Genomic DNA, 15,873 nt, shown 5'->3' with positions numbered 1-15,873 from the left:
ACTCATCATCTGTTGAGTAAAATATGCAAAACCTCAATGGCCTTTTTTTTGCATCCAAATGGCAGGAGGACAAAATAATGAACCTTGAATTCGGAACAAAAGCTGAGACGTTAGAGATTCTCAAGAAAGCTGGCTTTAATATTCCTGAATTATACTATTTCAGCATTGAAGAGTGGCAGGAGTGCAAAGAAACAGTTCTTAAACTTGTCCACCATAAATTTTCCAATCATAAAAATATAATTGTGCGAAGCAGTTCGCAAGACGAAGACGGTGGAGAAGCGTCTCTCGCCGGAGCTTATGAATCTATTCTAAATATAAATCCCAATTCCAGAGAAGAAGTGAAGAAAGCCATTGAAGATGTAACAGCTTCCTTTGACGGAAATTACAATGATCAAGTGCTCCTCCAGCCGATGATCAACAACATCACTGTCAGCGGCGTAATCATGACTAGATGCCTTGAAGACGGCTCACCTTATTATGTAATTAATTATGATGACGAATCAGGAAAAACAGATTCAATCACTGGCGGGACAGGCGTAAGCAAAACTATTTTCATATACAATGGTGTCAGCAGCCATGATTTTGATTCTTCACGAGTTCGCAAGATGATGGGACTTGTCCATGACTTGGAGATAGCTTTCCCAGGAAAACCATTAGACATAGAATTTGGACTCGATAGAAATGGAATCATACACCTGTTTCAGGTAAGGCAAATATGCACAAGCAACAGTTGGAGGGCTAATGCAGAGAAACTTGTTTCAGATAAAATTTCTTTCGTAGAAAGCTTTGTAAACAATTACATGAAACGTAGAAATGGTATTTGGGGCAAAAAGAACATTTTGGGTGTCATGCCTGACTGGAACCCCGCTGAGATCATTGGGGTAACACCGCGTCCTCTTGCTGCTTCGGTATATAGAGAGATTATTACCCGCAGAGTGTGGAGCAAATCGCGAGAGTTAATGGGTTACCGCAGGATGCCTCCTGAAGAACTTATGGTTCTTATTGCTGGCAGACCATACATTGACGTGCGTAACAGTTTCAACTCGTTCTTACCTGACGGCATAGACTCTGCGACAGGAGAAAAACTTATCAATGCGTGGATTGGGCACCTTGATAAGAATCCTCATTTACATGACAAAGTTGAATTTGAAATTGCATTTACCATATATACACCTGACTTTACTGAATCATTTAACAAAAGTTACCCGAACCTACTGACAGCTGAAGAGTTTACTACATATCGTGATTTACTAATCGGTTTGACCAATAAAAATATTTCCGTAGGCGATTCTTTAGACAAAGCCTATGAAGATATACTTGAACTTAAACGCAGACAAAAACTCTACGCGCCATTCAACAAAAACATGCAGAGCTTTGATGTCCTATCTACGGTCAAAACGCTCCTTGATGATTGCTGTGAATACGGCACACTACCCTTTTCTATGATTGCTCGACACGGATTTATAGCGGAAACGCTTCTGCGTGCAATAGTAAATAAAAATGGGCTCTCCCAGGGGAGAGTGGCTGAATTCAAAAGATCCATTGCAACAATTTCAGGACAAATGAGTCAAGACTACAGAAAAGTCTGTTGCAGCGAGAAAGAAGAAAAAGAATTTCTTGCAGAATATGGGCACTTACGCCCGGGGACATACGATATTCTGTCTCCCCGCTACGCTGACCGTAAGAATTTATTCACAGATTCAACAGCACAAATAAAGACCCAGACACATAATTTTAAGTTTGAGCTAACCCCTGAAGAAGAAAAAACAATCAATAAGCTGTTTGCAAATTCAGGAATAACAAGTCAAGATGCCAAGGGATTCCTAGAGTATGCAGCCAAGGCAATCTCCGGCAGAGAATATGCCAAATTCGTTTTCACCAAAAACCTGTCAGATGCTCTTGAAGGACTGGCTTTATGGGGAAGTTTAATCGGACTCAGCAGAGAAGAAGTTTCACTTCTTAAGCTACCTGACATTCTGGATTGCCTATACTCCCCCTTAGGACACAAGACAAAAGAGCACTTTTCATACTTGTATGAAAAGGGCAAAAAAGAATGTGATCTTTCGCGATCTTTCAAACTAAGTTATTTAATCCGCTCTGCAAGAGATGTATACATTGTTCCGCAGCATAGGTGTACCCCCAACTTTATTACTGACAAAAATATTGATGCTCGTATTGTCAAAGTAGATACACATTGCACGGAAAACATTAAACTTGAAGGAGCAATTGCTTGCATTGAAAGTGCTGACCCTGGCTACGACTGGATATTTACAAGAAATATTGCCGGCCTAATTACTAAGTATGGTGGAACCAACTCCCATATGGCAATCCGCTGTGCTGAATATGGTCTCCCAGCAGCTATAGGCTGTGGAGAAATGTTGTATAACAAAATATTGTCAACCAAAAGATGCATCCTAGATGCATGCCAAAAAACAATTACTCCTGACACTTCTGAGACAGGATTTCATTAACAGATGAACTCTAACCTAAGAATTGGAATTTCAATGCGAAACTCAGATGCTAGTGAGTACTATGAACCCAGAGATGGCATCGCAGCCTCATGGGGTGATTTCCTATCATCAGCACTTCCGGAAGCAGCATGGGTTGCGTTGCCCAATATCGGAAACAGTATAACAAAGACTCTTAAAGACTTTGCAATAAATGCACTGATTCTCTCCGGAGGAGAAAATTATGGCGAAAACCCAAAACGAGACAAAACTGAAATAGCTGCACTAGACTTTTGTATTAGCAAACAAATTCCTGTGATAGGTATATGCAGGGGGTTGCAAGTAATTCAAACCTATTTTGGTGGTCGAATTTTAAACTGTGACTCCAACAAGCATGTTGCAACCAGACACAATGTAAATATAGCTGAAAACATTTTTTTACCTACAGATGTTCACGAAGTGAATTCTTTCCATTCAAACGGAATCCATAAAGATTACTTGGCCGCGCAATTGACTCCTCTTGCACTAGATGATGAAGATCTAGTTGAAGCTGCATACTCTTTTGAACATAAATTAGCAGGGATTATGTGGCACCCAGAAAGGGAAAAGATCTTTAAGGACTTAGATTGTCGTATTTTCGATTTTTTTTTCGAAAACTGTCAATGCGGAGTTAGATAATGAAAGGGATAATTCTTGCTGCAGGGCGTGGTTCACGCATGAACCATATGACAAATGACCGTCCCAAATGCCTGCTAAATCTATCAGGCAAACCTCTTCTTGAATGGCAGTTGACTTCATTACGAGATGGAGGTGTAGATGATATTTTAGTAGTTAGCGGATATATGGCTGACAAGCTTGCAGGGGATTTCAAAACACTCTACAATCCTCGTTGGAATAAAAGCAATATGATTGAGACCCTTAGGCAAGCATCTTCATGGCTGGAAAATGAGCCTTGTATTGTTTCATACTCTGACATTGTTTACCACTCTGATCATGTTAAAAGCATATCCAAAAGTCCTGCTGTAATTGCTATTACTTTTGATACGTTATGGAAAGATCTTTGGGAACTAAGATTTACTAATCCATTAAGTGATGCGGAAACATTTATTCAGAAAGACGGATTTCTCAAGGAAATAGGTAATACCACAACAAACATATCCCTGATTCAGGGACAATATATGGGTTTAGTAAAATTTACTCCTGAAGGATGGCATATAGTCTCAGAACTACTTGAATCGCTTACACAAGACCAAATAGACAAACTTGATATGACAGCACTTTTCAATATAATGTTGAAAAAAGATATTGCGATAGAAACTATTCCCGTTAACGGCAGATGGTGTGAAGCTGATTCCATGAGTGATATTGACATTTATGAATCAACAATTTCTCAATCTGAAAAGACTAATACTCTCTGGCCTCATGACTGGAGAATTAAAGCTTAAGAGGGATCTATGAAAACTGAGTGGGACTACACAAAACTGGCAGATGCATACTTAAAACGCCCTGAATATTCTCCTGAGCTTTTAGATAAATTATTCGGAATTGCAGGAATAACTAAAGAAAGCAAAATCTGTGATATTGGAGCAGGCGTTGCGCATTTGACAATCCCCATGGCTCAAAAAGATTTCTTGGTTGATGCTGTTGAACCAAATGACGCGATGAGAGCCAACGGAATAAAAAGAACCGCCGACTTCTCTAACGTTTCATGGTTTGAAGGAACAGGAGAAAATACAGGTCGCCCTTCAAATGAGTATGATTTTGTAACCTTTGGATCCTCTTTCAACGTCTGTGATAGAACTCTCGCAATGAAAGAAGTTGCGCGCCTATTAAAAAGCAAAAAATGGTTTACCTGCATGTGGAACCACCGCCAGTTGGATGATCCAATCCAAAAAGAGATCGAAAACATTATCAAGAAAAACATCAATGATTACGGGTATGGTACCCGCCGCGAAAGCCAGACTGAAATAATAATGAACTCCGGTCTTTTCGAGAACATTAAAGAAGAGACAGGAACAATCATTCACACACAAAAAGTTGTTGATATTGTTGAAGCATGGCGTTCTCACGGAACTCTCCACAGGCAGGCAGAGGATAAATTTAATAGCATCATTAGAGATATCGAGAACTATTTAGATTCCTTAAACACCGAAAGCGTCCAAGTTCCATATCTGACCCGCGCTTGGATTGCCCAAAAAAAGGACTAAGATGCAAGGAAAAGTAATCTGGCTTACAGGACTTTCTGCATCCGGCAAAACGACCATTGCCAATGAAATACAAACGCAGCTTAAAAAACTCGGCTTGGTTTCGGTCGTACTAGACGGAGACCAAGTTCGTGAAGCTGTGGGGGACTATAACTGTGGGCATGACCCCGAAAGCAGAATACGCAATGCATATAGAATAAGTAGATTTGCCAATATGATCTCCAGGCAAGGAGTTATCGTCATTGTGGCAACGATGTCTCTTTTCCATGAGATACACAACTGGAATAGAAAGAACTTTATTGATTACTTCGAGATATTCGTCAAAGCAGATCTACATGTTCTAAAAAAACGTGACCCTAAAGGCTTATATAAACACTTAGAGTCTGGTGAAGCTCAAAATTTACCAGGTATGGATTTGATGCCTGAGTTTCCTAAAAAACCTGATCTAGAAATAATCAACAACCAGAAACTAGAGTCTATAGCGCCATTGGCAACTAAAACTATTTACAAAATATTTCAACAATAATTCAAAATCAAATCATGAATAAAAGAAAAATACTCAAGGATATAAATGAACTAAAAGAATTCTGTAAACAATCTTCTAAGCCAGTTGTCGGCCTGTTTCATCAGACATATCGACTCGAAGACATCTTCAGTTCTATAGCTTCTCGAATTGATAAGAAGAAACTTACCCCAATTTTCTTGGTTACCTGCGATGTCGCATCTAAAACAGAGTTCCTTCAAACGGAAGAGTTTGCAGATATACCTGCATATATATCCAACACAATCGACTTTTCGAGCATACACGACATAGCTGTTGCAATTGTCAGCGATAAAGTAGAAGCCAAGTTTTCTCATAAAAGCAAAGTAATTTCTATACCACACGTTTTTCTCCCCTTCCTGCACGATATTTCTCCTTATACTGCTCTCAATAGACTCCGGGCACTTATTGACCAACTCCCTCACTGTGACGCGTTTTTCTTAGGACAAGCCGAACTGGACAACATCTCTCCAGAAGCTCTTTCAGAAATAATAAGCAGCAGATACCCTGCAGCAGGATATAGACGAAACGGCAAGCTCACCATAATAAAAGGCGGATACTTAAAAGCGGACCTAGCTCGTGAGACAATTCAAAATTTTAACCTTACTAGAGACGCTGTCCTCATCTCGCCAGCAAGCTTCCTATATCAATATAGATATAGAGGTAAGGTCGTTAGCGAAAACGAAAAACTATCAAGATGGATAGACATGCTAACTATCGCTTTACGCTCACTGCCAAATGTTCCCATCATTTTTAGAACCTACCCGGGTGAAGCTGACAATGGGAAAATACTTGAGTTTATTAAGGCGTTTTCTAACGAAAAGAACGTTTATTTCGATACGAAAAACTCAACTTTAAATTCTTTTGCCAGGGCGCGAGTATACGTAACAGATATTTCATACGGTCGACTCTCATTTTCCCTAGCAACAGATCTTCCACATATTGCATATAAAAGCCCAAACAAAAGTTCTGTACTTGGATTTGTAGCTAACGACAAAGAACAATATGCTAAAACACTGCAACAATGCTATCACCACAGTGCCCTCTTGCAGAAAAAGACAATTCAATTACGTTCTTCAGTCCTCTATAATTGTGGCTCAAGCTATCAATATTTATTGGATTCGATTGAAGCTTTTGTAAATGATGAAAAAAGAGACTACTGGCTGGCTATTGATAAAAACTATGTGCAGGGAGACTGGAAGGACCCTGCTGTATGGAAAAAATGGTGGGAAGAAGGGCAAAAGATACCTAATAATATTTATCCAATACACCTTAGGAAATATTTAGCGGATAATTTTTCTCAAAATTTACCAGTCCCTCTGCCACTTGACTAACAAAACGGACGTATATTCCCTTTTGTTTTGATACCTAAAAATTTATTTTCCCATTAATTCTTGGATGAACATAAGCTTTATACCACTTCTCGTACTTAACAAAGCCATTATACTTGTTGAACAAATCTATTTTTTCTTGAGGTAGGCCAGAGGGGTCAAAATCTTTAGCAAAAAAAGACATCCAAAGTGTGCTCATTTTCGAATCTATACTTTCCGGATTTTCCAAATAGTCTAAAATTTTCTGACAAACTTTCTGGGGATGCATTTCCTGTACAAGTTCATATGATTTTTTACTAAGTTTTTGTCTTTTAGGATAATCTAAAATAATTTTAGCAAGCTCCTCTGCAACTGTTTCTGGAGTTACGTGTATAACATTATCAATTTGATCGACCCCGACCTTAAGACCTGTCGTTTCAAGCCATACCCTGTAATTTTCATCAGTTGCCTCAAGCCCGGCACCTGACATTGTATCTTTGAAATAGCTTTGGCATGTTTTCAAAAAAACTTTAGTTGTTTTTTCTACGACAACACAAGAAGCTGCCATTGCTTCCCAAGTCGATCGCCCTCCGATGGCAAGTGAATTGCAAAATATATCCGCCTGAGCATACTCCCTTGCCATTTCACTGTAAGGAACCCATTGGACAATTCGAGTTGAAAATTTTAGGCCAGCATTATTTAATATTTGAAATGCATTAAGCCAAAGATAAGTCCCTTTTGATTCAACATTAGAGGGGGCATGCAATAAAACAGGATTCTTTTTTTGCTCTTTCTTATACTTAAAAGGAGTTGAATCAAAAATATACGCTGCGGGCAGATATGAAGGCCTTAATCCCATGTCTGGACTGCCGATGACCATGTCTGCAACTTTTTCACAAGTCCGTAGATAGCGAATCTTGTGTACAAAAGTTGCTATATCACTTGGTAGGTGCTTTTTAACAAAATGATATCCCGTAAGCTTAGCTGCTTGCTCAGATACAAATGGGTCCTTAACTTCAGATCCACAAAATCGGATAATAATTTTTTTACCTAATTTTTTCAAAAAAAGTAAATCTGAAGCATCTGGTTTAAACGACCTCCAAAAAAATATGCAGACATCTGCTTCCAGTGCTTTTCCCCATGCTAAATTTAAATAATATTCCTCATACCTTTGCCGCAATTCTTTTGTTTTATTTTTGTTGTTTTTTAATTTCTGCTCCACGAGTTGAGGGATATTTAAATCAACATTTGTAGACTGTACCGTGTTGGTACTTGTTATAGCGGTAAAAACTTCATGACCTAGTTCTCTAAAACCAAGAGCATAATCATCCATTAAACTTGCTACATTAGCTAAACCCATAAAAATTTTCATATTTTACTCGCAATCGACTTTTTATTATTACGGCCACGAATAACTTAAAGATATGAGCCAAGTCGAGTTTGCTCAAACACATTCACATCAAAATGACTAAACTATTGATGACACTAACTTGGTGAGTTAACAGCGCCGTCACTTCTTTTGAGCAACTACAGTCATTATAAACCCATACCCTAAACTTTCAATCACGGTATCAAAATAGGGTGCGATCCACCTATCTACAGCAGCTAGAGAGGCAATCGCCTTTGAAGGACGCCCTTTAAGCTGTCCACAAAATTCATGTCTTCTGCCAGGCTCTCGGTGCTGAGCGACAATAGACTCCATACTCTCTCCCAACAAAAACTTAGCCCCAAAAACCAACATTCCCCTTTGACTCCCATCAAAAATGTCACCTTTAAACGACCAACTAATAGGCTTCATGTTATGCTGTTTTAACAATATCCCCAAACTCTTTTTAGTGAAGAAATTTAAATGACGAGGAACATCATCCTGCCTCATAAATCGACCAGGAACACTATTTAAATTGGTTACCAAAGAAATAAAAATACCACCTGGACGAATTAATGTTGCTATATCATCCATCAACTGCTGAAGGTTGTGAACATGCTCAAGAACTGCCCAAGATGTTACAACATCAAACTCTTCACCTGAATAAACATCAAGTAAGTTAGAACCTGTCTTAATACGCTCATCAGGCAATAAATTTGCCCCGCCCATCGGCTCATATCCATAAGCATCCCAACCTCTTTTATTTAAAAATCTGACAAACTCTCCGCCAGCACAGCCCACATCTAAAAGTCGTCCCGCACTTACATATTTATCGAACAATTTTAACTTCTTATAAGACCGCCTATTACCTTTGTCTTCTGCATTTTCTTTACTGTTAAGTCGATAAAAATCATCCGTATAAAAGCATTTAACTCCTTCTCTTGTAGGCCTAATGCGCAAATATCCAGCACGGCAACTTTTACACCTGACGACAGGAAACTGGTAATCACTAACCAAATGAGTATGATCCGGTCTTTTAAATAACAAATCAAAATTTGCACATCCACACACAGGGCAATCTATTTCTTCAACTTCAAACTTATTCATATTGACAACCACTTTATAACTCAGTGTTAAGTTGATTTTCTATTTATGCTACGCAATAATGATCAAGTACTATTTAGCCCAAAAACATAAAAAGCGTTTTGGTATAAAAAACCATAATGCTTTGCCCTAACATTTAAAGAGAACAATCTAGAAAACTTATATTATTAAGATTTATTGCAAAGAGGTAATCTGATCAACAATAGCGATAAAAATTATATAATCCATACCTTGAGTGTTACGAGCCTACATATCATTCTAACATTGCTTCTATGCATACATATTACATAAATTACTTCTTAATCAAAATACACCCACCAGATGCCGGATAAATAAGCCTTTCTGGTTTGTCTTGCATAAATTTGTTTACGGCCTCTGTACAACCTGGACATGTACCGAATCCATAGTCATCACAGATTATAATCGCTCCAGTCTCCATACGTGGGTAGAAGAAATTATAACTTTCCAAAGTTGGGTCGTGCAAATCAACATCTATATGCACAAAGCTAAAAGTCTTGTCTTTAACCTCAGAAAAGCGCTCAGGGATCCAACCCTTGTAAGTTTTATAATTGCCCGCAAAAGGCGTCAAGTTATCATTAAGTTCATCTTCCGTTGCCTTTAAGGCATGTTTCTTCCAATGAGTCCCGTCAAGCTCTCCCGGCTCGGACAGTCCTTCGAAAGAATCAAAAATATGATGCATCCGACCGCTTTTTGCTTCAACATTTTCTTGGCAAATCAAATAAGAAGACATCCCAATATAGGCCCCACATTCAACGGTGTCGCCTTGGACATCACGCGTCTGCTTCAGGAACTGATACAAATTCCAGCGCCTATCTGAATTCATACCTTGATCTTCGTTAAAAATTTCCAAATATTGCCGAAAGCTATTATCCTGCCACCAATCCAACTGAGGCCATTTGAAATTATAATCAGGGCAAAAGATCCTCCCACAAGCAAGCAACCACCGAAATCTATCAATCAGTTTTTCAGGAGGGTACGGCAAGTAATGCTTATGAACAGAATCGGGAAGTTCATTAAAAGCATTTCTAATTACTTCATAAATTGACTTATCCATTCCATCTCCAAGGATATTAATCCTACTATTTATACAACGAATTCAACGAACGACGTCAACTTGATCACTATGAATGCACATCTGACCTTGCTATCTATCAAAATAATAACTCAAGCTTTGTTCACTAATTTCGAAAGGTTTGTTGTAGAGAGTTGAAAAATAAACTTTGCCATCAACATATTTGTAGCGACCGTCACCCAACTCTGTAATAGAATCAAAGTTTGAATGACCGTAAGCGAGGGGACTGCCATCAACACAAAAGATCAGCGATTCATTATCAAACGCATTAAGCTCTCCGTCAACTCCATCCTTAAGCAAAACACTCCACATGTAACCAGATTCATGGTGAGCAGAATTATTTACCTGATGCACAATCCTATCTCGCAAAACACCATCCCAATAATTGCTCGCTAAACTAGGACGGAACACGTATTCAGTATTTCCTTCCCCTGTTCTAATCCGCATAAGATTAAGGCCATGCCCCTTATACAAATCAACACACTCTGACTCTTTCACAAATTCCATTGGCCATCCACCCAGCCAATCTTTAAGATCTGTCATGTAACTCATTCCACGCCTGATCTGCGGGTATTTTTTGACCCATTCTGCAAACTCCTTCAGCTTACAAAAAAAATCCCCCACAGAACTGGCCTGCCAACATTTACTGCTGCGCCACAACTGCTGCAGTTCCATTGTTTTCCTTCCCAAGAAACCAACTTGATTATAACGCTTCTTAATATCGAGCCATTTTTCAGGTGTAGGCCACCCTGCAAGAGATCCATCCAAATATCTTGTGTAGCTATAAAGAGCTATAGCCAGAACACCATTATCGCTTAATGGAATTTTAGCATTTCCCAATGCATCCCAGACCGCTCCTGTATGGTGTAATACTCCCCATGAGTAAACGATATCAAACTTGCCGAGATTCTCCATAAAACCCTTATCAAGAACTGACCCCTGCATAATAGTCCAATTTGAAGGCTTACCTATCATTTCATGGAGTTTCTTTGTTGTTCTGACAGAGTTTATGTCATAATCGAAACTTACAACCTGCTCTGCTCCTGCCTCAATCGCCGCAAGAGAATGAATTCCACTTCCACAACCGATATCTAAAAAAGTAAATTTACGCAGATCCGACACATGAAGCAGGCTAAGTAATTCACGCGAAGCAGTATCGACCCGTTCTTTTGAAAAAGAGCTGTCCACAAAATTTTCCCAGTTCTTCCCAAATCCAAAACGTAACTCGCCACTCATTTAATACCGCTCCATAGTTTCTTATTAAAAATATTCTTCAGCCCACAACTCAAGCATCAATAATGCCCATAATCCATACTGATGATTTGCCTTTCCTTGCAAATGTTCATTAACTAATACTTCGACAGTTTTCGCTTCCAACCACCCTCTGTTTTTGCATGAATCGGAAAGCAAGGTATCCTTCAGAAGATCACAAAGCCCACCTTTAAACCAGTCTCCTATAGGAACACCAAAACCCATTTTTCTCCGATAAACAATCTCCAGGGGAAGATATTTGGCTGCGACTTTTTTCAATAACCATTTTGCTTCAAAACCCTTACCGAAACTCCCGCCATTTGCTGTTGATGTCTTACGGACTCTCATCTCTGCAGGCAAAGAAAGAGCAAAATCAGCTACCTCATTATCAAGAAAAGGAGCTCGAACTTCCAAAGAATGGGCCATGGAGGCGATATCAACTTTAGTCATTAATGTAGATGCTAGATAGTAATCAATCTCAAAGAGCTGAATTTTATCAAGAAGATTAGCAGAACTGCTCTGCATAAAATGTTCAAGCATTAAGCTCAGAGTCAGTGATGGAATGGCAGCCTCTTTTAACCATTTACTGGCAAGATCTATTTTTCTCTGACCACAAAATCTCGCCCAATGAAAATGATACTTGGCAGTCCCGGCATCTATTAGACAGTCCCTAATCGAGTCATCATCACAATAAGAACTAAGTTCTTCCTTAAGTTCTTTTATAAGATCGGCCACATGTTGATTTTCATTCGTCTCGTTAAGAAAAAGAAAGGGATTTAAATACCTTTCATACCCTCCGAATAAATCATCGCCGCCATCTCCGGAAAGAGCCACTGTAACATGTTTTGCAGTCATTTCTGAAAGAAGCCAGGTAGGGACTGCTGACGAATCAGCATACGGTTCACCATAGTGGCGCACTAAAGATGGCAATAGATCAAGAATTCGTGAAGAAGCCTCCTCGTCGTGATGAATAGTACCGCAAAAAGTAGAAACCTCGCGAGCATAAGGACGCTCATCGTAAGTACGATCTCCAAACCCCATTGAAAAACTGCGCATATCACTATGATTCCGACAAGCGATCGCTGACACCAGCGAGCTGTCTACTCCCCCAGATAAGAATAAACCCAACGGGACGTCACTTTCAAGATGAGTACTAACAGCTCGATTCAATAAAAGATCCAACTCCTCAACGGCTTCACCCTCACTGCCTAAAAAACTATTTCTGAATGAAGGAGTCCAATATCTCCACTTTCTGACCCCAGAACGTCCAAACAATAAACATTCCCCTGGCCCAAGTTTATTAACCCCTTTGAAAGCACACATAGGAGCCGGAACAGACTGCACAGTGAGGTAGTGATATATTGCATTAGGATTTGGCTTTCTAACCAACGCCTCATCCTCAAGCAGCGCATTCAACTCTGAAGCAAATGCAAATCTACGATTTTTAGTATAGTAAAAAAAAGGTTTTTGACCAAATCGGTCACGAGCTACAAATAAAGTCTCAGCTTTCTTATCCCACACGGCAAAGGCAAACATCCCTGAAAGCTTGGAGACACATTCATTCCCGTAGATGGAATACAATTGCAGAAGAACTTCAGTGTCTGAGTCTGTTTTAAAGGTACACCCCCGAAATACCAAAAGCCTGCGCAAATCTTTGAAATTATATATCTCACCATTAAAAACAAGGACATATCGGCCATCTTCACTTTGCATCGGTTGGTTAGCCCCAGAAGAAAGGTCAATAACCGCTAGCCTTGAATGCCCCAATAATGCAGGCTCTTGAATCCACATATCATGAAAATCAGGGCCTCGGTGATGTAAAGCTGTGACCATTCTTTCCACTGACGCACGGTTGTCCCTAACACTTGAATTAGAATAATCAACTACCCCGCAAACACCGCACATAATACACCTTTATAAGAATAAACTTTCCCATTTTAACATAATATCATCACGATTAAATCGCCTGCAAACATCTTTGGCTGCCTTGCCCATACTCAACCGCAATACCTCGTCATCAAGCAACGTCTTGATTGACGAAAATAAAAAGTCTTCATCATCAGGAGAGACAAGAATTCCATCCACACCATTTCTAATGATCTCTGATGGACCAGCTAAACAGTTATAGCTAACAACAGGACACCCACAAGCCATGCTCTCTAAAAGAACATTAGGAAACCCTTCGAATTTAGACGTAAGCACAAAAAGATCAGCCAGACGCAGTATGTTCGCGAAGGATTTCAAAGCACCAAACATATGCAACCGATCACTTAGACCAGCAGATTTAACTCTTTCATGTAGCTCCTGCCTTAAACTTCCCCCTCCAATGATCAAGCCACGAAGTTCTGGATATTCAGGAGCCAGCAGACTAAAAACATCAATAAACCTATCAAACTGCTTTTCGGGTTCTAATCGGCCTGCTGTAACAATAAATCGAGAAAAACCGAACTCAAAAACCTTATCCCCACAACAATCGCCAATTTCAGCTAAACAAAATTCATCTGACACGGAATTAGGAATAACACCAAGTTTTGCTTTAGGAACAACTTTATCCCCCCACAAATCGCGAGCCAAATTCGTTTGTACGATGACCTTATGGGCTTGTTTGTATAATTCCAACCTCAACGACTCTTCCTTTTGTGGAAAAGGATTCATTGGCGGATAAGTTCTTTCAGAAACAACAACACTGTAGGGCAATCCTCGAACCGCTAGGATAGTACGCAAATTCATTCGGGCGAGAAAACTAATCAGCGGCAAGGGTCGGACTTTTGTTGAATTCAAACAATATTCAAAAGCCTTTCGTAAACATGCAATATTATAATTCTCTTCGAACCATTCTGTTTCAGACACGGTTGTGGAATGAAACTGATCCAACCCCAACCACTCAATACGAGAATCTAATTTATATGCCTGAACATCTTTACGGAAAGTAATAAGAAAAACCCTAACTCCTTGGGCAGCCCACCAATTAGCCATATTACTAATACAACGCTCAGCTCCGCCACCACAAAGTACTGGAATAACCAAAACAATCGATTCTAAGCTAGAATTAACAGGAACAGACATCAAAGCAACCTCAGAAGAGAATAAAGAGGGGAGACCTTTTTATAAAGAATCACTCTAAGAATTCCTGGCACGCATTTATGAAAGGCGAGTCCTCCTGCACGAAATGACTATTCTCTTCCAGAACAGCTTCAAGCAAATTAGTCCACATCCCCATAACTAAATCAGGGTTACATTTTTTCCTAATCTTCTTTGCCCCAGCCCCCATTTTCCTTGCTTCCTCAGGGTGACCGAGCATGTATTCTATCCCATCCAAAAGTGCTTTTGAATCCTCAAGCGGAGCCAAAAGACCATTATAACCAGACTCAATAAGGTAGCCAGGCCCAGAAGGACAATCAAAACTAACAACCGGAAGCCCTAGAGCCATTGACTCAACAAGAGCATTTGGGAAACCTTCAAATCTTGAGGGGAAAACAAAAAGAGATGACTTTTGAATTATTGCATGCGGATTCTTTATAAAACCAGGCATAAAAACTCTGTCGGCAATTCCCAATCTCTCAGCCTGCTCCTCCAAATCCTTCCTATTTTCTCCCTCACCTAAGATAACTAGAGAGTAATCGGGATATTTAGTAAACACCTTTGGCAGCAGATCTAAAAGTATATCAAAACCTTTTTGAGGATGAAGCCTTCCCATGCAGCACATGAACTTTTCAGGTAGCCAATCGGGAATACATTTTTCATCAGTACACAATGGTAAAACGGGGTTGTGAATGACATGCACCTTTCGCGCTGGAAGAAAATGTTCAGCCCACTCCTGTTTAACATTATGTGTCAAAACAGAAACAGCGTCGGCACAGGGATAACACATACGCATAAGCATTTTTTTAAACCGGCCATATCCTTGGGTCCGGGGATCTATTCTTTCAGCAATTACAACCTTAACCCCCATCCTTCGCGTAGACAAAATCACAGGTATATTAGTTCGGTCCATGAAACTAACAACCATCTCATGTCCTTCATTCTTAATAGCATTCCGCAACGATCTGATATGCCACGGAAAACCAAATTTGGAGAGGAAAGAGTCGGTAGGTTTAAGCCAAACACGTTTAACGCGAGAGTCTAGACTATAAGCATCCAAATCAGGATCAATTGAGGTTATGATCGTAACTGAAACCCCCTGCGCAACCCAGTGGTTTGCCATTGTGCTCATAACCCGCTCAGCTCCGCCCCCCATCAAAGAACGGATGATCATTGTTATTCCTTTTAAACGCATAGTGTCCCCTTACCAATTACAACTAAATTTTAAAGCCACAGGCTCTTTGCTTCCGCCTAGGCGCAATATGGTCATTCTTGAAATTTACCTTAAAAACTGTCTCTTAAACCCACACATTAACTATGCAAATACTATACCAAAAAAACATTAACGGGAACATTAGTTATACACTTAAATTGACTATAAAGAATATTTCCTGATAAAAAATCAATAAATATTTTAGGTTAAATAGGCAAACGGTCAAAAAAACGCTATAAACTCTTCCTATTCCGCCTAAATAC

The 15,873-nt window shown here is 39.6% G+C and carries 13 protein-coding genes; 6 read left to right on the top strand and 7 right to left on the bottom strand.

Translation table 11 applies throughout. The annotated features are described in order from the left end of the window. Positions 1-77 precede the first annotated feature (77 nt). From ACNI23_RS20440 to ACNI23_RS20415, 6 genes are read left to right on the top strand one after another with little or no spacing between them, the layout of a single operon-like run. The gene (locus ACNI23_RS20440) at positions 78-2,471 is read left to right on the top strand and encodes a PEP/pyruvate-binding domain-containing protein (protein ID WP_420251063.1); all 2,394 of its coding nucleotides are present in this window, start codon (positions 78-80) and stop codon (positions 2,469-2,471) included. A gap of 3 nt (positions 2,472-2,474) precedes the next feature. Next, positions 2,475-3,125, top strand: coding sequence for a gamma-glutamyl-gamma-aminobutyrate hydrolase family protein (locus tag ACNI23_RS20435; protein WP_420251062.1), 651 nt, complete (start codon positions 2,475-2,477; stop codon positions 3,123-3,125). Beyond that, on the top strand, positions 3,125-3,892 hold the full coding sequence (locus tag ACNI23_RS20430; protein ID WP_420251061.1) for a phosphocholine cytidylyltransferase family protein: 768 nt from the start codon (positions 3,125-3,127) through the stop codon (positions 3,890-3,892). Before ACNI23_RS20435 ends, ACNI23_RS20430 begins: the two co-directional genes overlap by 1 nt. 9 nt (positions 3,893-3,901) lie before the next feature. Continuing rightward, a complete protein-coding gene (locus ACNI23_RS20425) occupies positions 3,902-4,654 on the top strand; it encodes a class I SAM-dependent methyltransferase (protein WP_420251060.1) in 753 nt (250 codons plus the stop codon). Between the two features lies 1 nt (position 4,655). Continuing rightward, a complete protein-coding gene (gene cysC / locus ACNI23_RS20420; protein ID WP_420251059.1) occupies positions 4,656-5,177 on the top strand; it encodes an adenylyl-sulfate kinase in 522 nt (173 codons plus the stop codon). A gap of 14 nt (positions 5,178-5,191) precedes the next feature. Then, on the top strand, positions 5,192-6,526 hold the full coding sequence (locus ACNI23_RS20415; RefSeq protein ID WP_420251058.1) for a hypothetical protein: 1,335 nt from the start codon (positions 5,192-5,194) through the stop codon (positions 6,524-6,526). 34 nt (positions 6,527-6,560) lie between these two features. Here the strand turns inward: ACNI23_RS20415 and ACNI23_RS20410 are convergent, their stop codons facing one another. From ACNI23_RS20410 to ACNI23_RS20380, 7 genes are all read right to left on the bottom strand, one after another. Continuing rightward, a complete protein-coding gene (locus tag ACNI23_RS20410; RefSeq protein ID WP_420251057.1) occupies positions 6,561-7,874 on the bottom strand; it encodes a glycosyltransferase family protein in 1,314 nt (437 codons plus the stop codon). Positions 7,875-8,012: 138 nt separating this feature from the next. Beyond that, positions 8,013-8,975: a methyltransferase domain-containing protein gene (locus ACNI23_RS20405; RefSeq protein ID WP_420251056.1), complete on the bottom strand. Its 963-nt coding sequence runs from the start codon at positions 8,973-8,975 to the stop codon at positions 8,013-8,015. 289 nt (positions 8,976-9,264) lie between these two features. Then, a complete protein-coding gene (locus ACNI23_RS20400) occupies positions 9,265-10,047 on the bottom strand; it encodes a TylF/MycF/NovP-related O-methyltransferase (protein WP_420251055.1) in 783 nt (260 codons plus the stop codon). A gap of 90 nt (positions 10,048-10,137) precedes the next feature. Continuing rightward, positions 10,138-11,301, bottom strand: a complete 1,164-nt coding sequence (locus tag ACNI23_RS20395; RefSeq protein WP_420251054.1) for a class I SAM-dependent methyltransferase — start codon at positions 11,299-11,301, stop codon at positions 10,138-10,140. 24 nt (positions 11,302-11,325) lie between these two features. Then, a complete protein-coding gene (gene asnB / locus ACNI23_RS20390; RefSeq protein ID WP_420251053.1) occupies positions 11,326-13,221 on the bottom strand; it encodes an asparagine synthase (glutamine-hydrolyzing) in 1,896 nt (631 codons plus the stop codon). A gap of 9 nt (positions 13,222-13,230) precedes the next feature. Then, positions 13,231-14,382 carry a glycosyltransferase gene (locus tag ACNI23_RS20385; RefSeq protein ID WP_420251052.1) on the bottom strand — a complete coding sequence of 384 codons (1,152 nt, stop codon included), beginning with the start codon at positions 14,380-14,382 and terminating at the stop codon, positions 13,231-13,233. Between the two features lie 49 nt (positions 14,383-14,431). Next, complete coding sequence (locus ACNI23_RS20380; protein WP_420251051.1) at positions 14,432-15,592, bottom strand: glycosyltransferase family 4 protein; 1,161 nt, start codon at positions 15,590-15,592, stop codon at positions 14,432-14,434. Positions 15,593-15,873 lie beyond the last annotated feature (281 nt).

The sequence above is a fragment of the Maridesulfovibrio pacificus (SeqCode) genome (assembly GCF_048612815.1).
Classification (GTDB): Bacteria; Desulfobacterota; Desulfovibrionia; order Desulfovibrionales; family Desulfovibrionaceae; genus Maridesulfovibrio; species Maridesulfovibrio pacificus.
The sequence above is the reverse complement of the archived record's forward strand: the minus strand, read 5'-3'. Positions and strand labels throughout refer to the sequence as shown.

What these genes read in the sequence shown, in the direction of transcription:
- ACNI23_RS20415 (WP_420251058.1), top strand. Translation starts at nt 5,192, where the DNA reads ATGAATAAAAGAAAAATACTCAAGGATATAAATGAACTAAAAGAATTC.
- ACNI23_RS20435 (WP_420251062.1), top strand. Translation starts at nt 2,475, where the DNA reads ATGAACTCTAACCTAAGAATTGGAATTTCAATGCGAAACTCAGATGCT.
- ACNI23_RS20440 (WP_420251063.1), top strand. Translation starts at nt 78, where the DNA reads ATGAACCTTGAATTCGGAACAAAAGCTGAGACGTTAGAGATTCTCAAG.
- ACNI23_RS20395 (WP_420251054.1), bottom strand. Translation starts at nt 11,301, where the DNA reads ATGAGTGGCGAGTTACGTTTTGGATTTGGGAAGAACTGGGAAAATTTT.
- ACNI23_RS20410 (WP_420251057.1), bottom strand. Translation starts at nt 7,874, where the DNA reads ATGAAAATTTTTATGGGTTTAGCTAATGTAGCAAGTTTAATGGATGAT.
- ACNI23_RS20425 (WP_420251060.1), top strand. Translation starts at nt 3,902, where the DNA reads ATGAAAACTGAGTGGGACTACACAAAACTGGCAGATGCATACTTAAAA.
- ACNI23_RS20400 (WP_420251055.1), bottom strand. Translation starts at nt 10,047, where the DNA reads ATGGATAAGTCAATTTATGAAGTAATTAGAAATGCTTTTAATGAACTT.
- cysC (WP_420251059.1), top strand. Translation starts at nt 4,656, where the DNA reads ATGCAAGGAAAAGTAATCTGGCTTACAGGACTTTCTGCATCCGGCAAA.
- ACNI23_RS20430 (WP_420251061.1), top strand. Translation starts at nt 3,125, where the DNA reads ATGAAAGGGATAATTCTTGCTGCAGGGCGTGGTTCACGCATGAACCAT.
- ACNI23_RS20405 (WP_420251056.1), bottom strand. Translation starts at nt 8,975, where the DNA reads ATGAATAAGTTTGAAGTTGAAGAAATAGATTGCCCTGTGTGTGGATGT.
- ACNI23_RS20380 (WP_420251051.1), bottom strand. Translation starts at nt 15,592, where the DNA reads ATGCGTTTAAAAGGAATAACAATGATCATCCGTTCTTTGATGGGGGGC.
- asnB (WP_420251053.1), bottom strand. Translation starts at nt 13,221, where the DNA reads ATGTGCGGTGTTTGCGGGGTAGTTGATTATTCTAATTCAAGTGTTAGG.
- ACNI23_RS20385 (WP_420251052.1), bottom strand. Translation starts at nt 14,382, where the DNA reads ATGTCTGTTCCTGTTAATTCTAGCTTAGAATCGATTGTTTTGGTTATT.